This window comes from Patescibacteria group bacterium, from assembly GCA_041665365.1.
Taxonomy (GTDB): domain Bacteria; phylum Patescibacteriota; class Patescibacteriia; order UBA9570; family UBA9570; genus UBA9570.
In genome coordinates this window covers 1-2,709 of the sequence record JBAYIY010000022.1, presented here as the reverse complement: position 1 = coordinate 2,709, position 2,709 = coordinate 1, and the positions used below count along the sequence as shown (strand labels likewise).

2 protein-coding genes are annotated in these 2,709 nt (G+C 44.6%); both read right to left on the bottom strand.

Translation table 11 applies throughout. The annotated features are described in order from the left end of the window. Positions 1-138: EamA family transporter (locus WCV88_06345; protein ID MFA6475776.1), on the bottom strand; the 138-nt coding region annotated here is incomplete at its 3' end. 194 nt (positions 139-332) lie between these two features. After that, positions 333-2,417, bottom strand: a complete 2,085-nt coding sequence (locus WCV88_06340) for an LssY C-terminal domain-containing protein (GenBank protein ID MFA6475775.1) — start codon at positions 2,415-2,417, stop codon at positions 333-335. Positions 2,418-2,709 lie beyond the last annotated feature (292 nt).

Here is a 2,709-nt window from a genome sequence, read left to right as displayed (position 1 = left end):
TAAAAATCCCGCCATAATGACCGAACGCACAGTTGTTGCCAAAGTTGAATCGATGTCTTTCATACCCACCTTACCAAAAATGGCCACCAATCCCGCAAAGGCCGCTGACAAAAGCGCATAAATAATCCATCCTGCCATATTTACAGTATAAATTAAACAGATAATTTATCTAACATCATGCTTCACTGCGTTTTTCACAATTCTTAAGTTTCATCTCGTACAGCTTCCCAAATAAGATGACCAAGAAATTAACCCCGAGACTACTGAACCTAGGACATTCCATCCTTAGTACTATCTGTTGCACCATTATTTAACCTCACCAACCACCAAAACTACAAACTACCACCCACCGCCTCGCTTCCGGATCTCACTTCTAGAATAAAAGCCTGTCCGTCAGTAAAAAACTGATCGCCCGAGAAATTCTGACCGAGCGTCGGTGCTACAAATTGCCACTCACTACTGCTGATAACAACCCCAGCATTTTGTAGATCAGCCACCAGTGCATAGCGTTCCGTGTCGATAGCTGGCTCAATCTTATGTGTCACCAGCCATTTGAGACTGGTATCAAAGCTTGCTGTACCAACATAGACTTGCCGCTTATCTTGTGTTTGCCATGCTGTTTTCCAAAATCGCGCGTGATGACGTTCCGTCACAACATTCAAAGCAGTCAGTTTTTCAAAACCAAAATCATGCACATTGCTGTGCCAGAAAGATGGCGTAATTGGTGCCCGTGCATACGCCTGCTTCCCAGCAGCCGCTTTAACAATCCTATACAGCGAGCCAGCACCAAGCTGATCAGCTAACTGCCAACCGGCTGCTTGAAAGATTTCCACCAGGGCAGCGTCATTTGCCGCTATTACCACTAAACTGATCGGCTCTTGTGGATTCCCTACCAGAGTTTCCGTAAAACGAGGTAACCCAAAATCGTCAAATGCTTTAGGCAAATCATCAACCGCGACTATCTGTAAAGCAATCTGATCGCTCGACAAAACACGGTCAATTTGAGGAACGGAAGTCCAAGCAAACAACATGTAAGCCACAACTGCAATTATCATAACCGGTGCGATAATTATTATCTTTCGTTTCATCCACGTTATCTGCCGGCGTGATTTCTGCCACTCCACGATCGTGATGCCCACTATTAACCATAGTAAACCAACCAGGTATCCACTTAGTACATCGCTTAAAAAATGCACTCCGAGATACAGACGACTTAGTCCCACTGCCAAAATGATAATTATCCCGACAAAAAGCAGATTCACCTTCCATCGCCACGCACGCACTTGTTGCCACAAGTAATAAGTTATAAAACCATACAACGCTATAGCAATTGTGGCATGTCCGCTGGGAAAAGAGAAAGAATGCTCGATATACGCTGGCACCAAACCAACTGGTCTCGGACGATGCAGTGTAAATTTCCCAATGGTGGTAATAACCTCGCTGCCAGCAATAGCTACGAGTAATGGCAAAATATAGTACCGTTGTCTTTGCACCCACATAATAATAACGGCCGCTAATAAAAAGAGTCCCACCATCTGCCATTTCCCTAGCAAAGTTACCCACAAAAACACTGTCACCCATGGCTCGCTGCGAAAGGTCATCAACAAGTTCGCCAATCGACTATCAACCGCCACTATTGGATCTTGCTGAATGATACTTTCAGTTAATCCAAAAAACAGGCTTAGAACATAGCTAAAAACAACCATCAATAGTGTTAATGGTAACCCGGTAAAGTGACGAATAGTCAATCGTTGACGCCAGAACCTAAAAAATCTCGGGTGCCGCTCCACCAATTCCTGAACCTCCTTGTTTGTTATTACTGCTCCTACTACCGAACGCACAATAGAAGACAGCAGTTGTGCCATATGCGCCCCACGACTGATCACTGCCCTACGAATCAGGTATATAACAAATAGCACTATCAGAATAGCCAACAAGAAAATGACTGCTCGTGTCGACCATATAGCTATCACCTGCCAAGCATGACCAAAGAAGAAACCTAACAATGCATATAATCCCGCCCAGACAATTGCACTTAAAATATTCCAGATTAAAAAACGAACCTTGCTCATATTAAACATACCCGCTACAAAAGGGACTAACGGACGAATTGGACCTAAAAAACGCCCGAGAAAAATACCCTTATCACCATGGTTTTTCAAAAAAGTCTCACCCCGAGCTAACAAGCGTGGTGTCAATAAACGATTTCCTTCTTTAAAAAACGTTGCTCCCCGCCGACCCAAATAATAACTAACAACATCTCCTATTACCGCTCCTACCGCCGCAAATAATACAATGCCACCCACATCAACCACCCCCTTGGCAGCCAAAAAACCTGCTAACACCACCACTAACGCACCCGGCATCACAAACCCAACCACCACCACCGATTCCAATAAAGCAACTAAACCAACCACCCAGTACGATAACAACACAAAGCCCTCCAACCACGATACCACCCAGTTAAATAGATCACCTGTCATTCTCTAATATTATATGTAGCTTTCCGGCCAATCAAAAGATACCATACTAACCATGCTCTATTCGGTACCTCAAACCGTGTCGCTCCTAATCCATTCTCGCTATGGACTGCTCTTTCCGGCTGTTCTCATCGAAGGACCAGTCGCGACCATCATCGCCGGCGTACTAGTTGCGCACGATCAGCTAAACTTTCTAATCAGTTTACTCATTATAGTTTCCGCCGATACC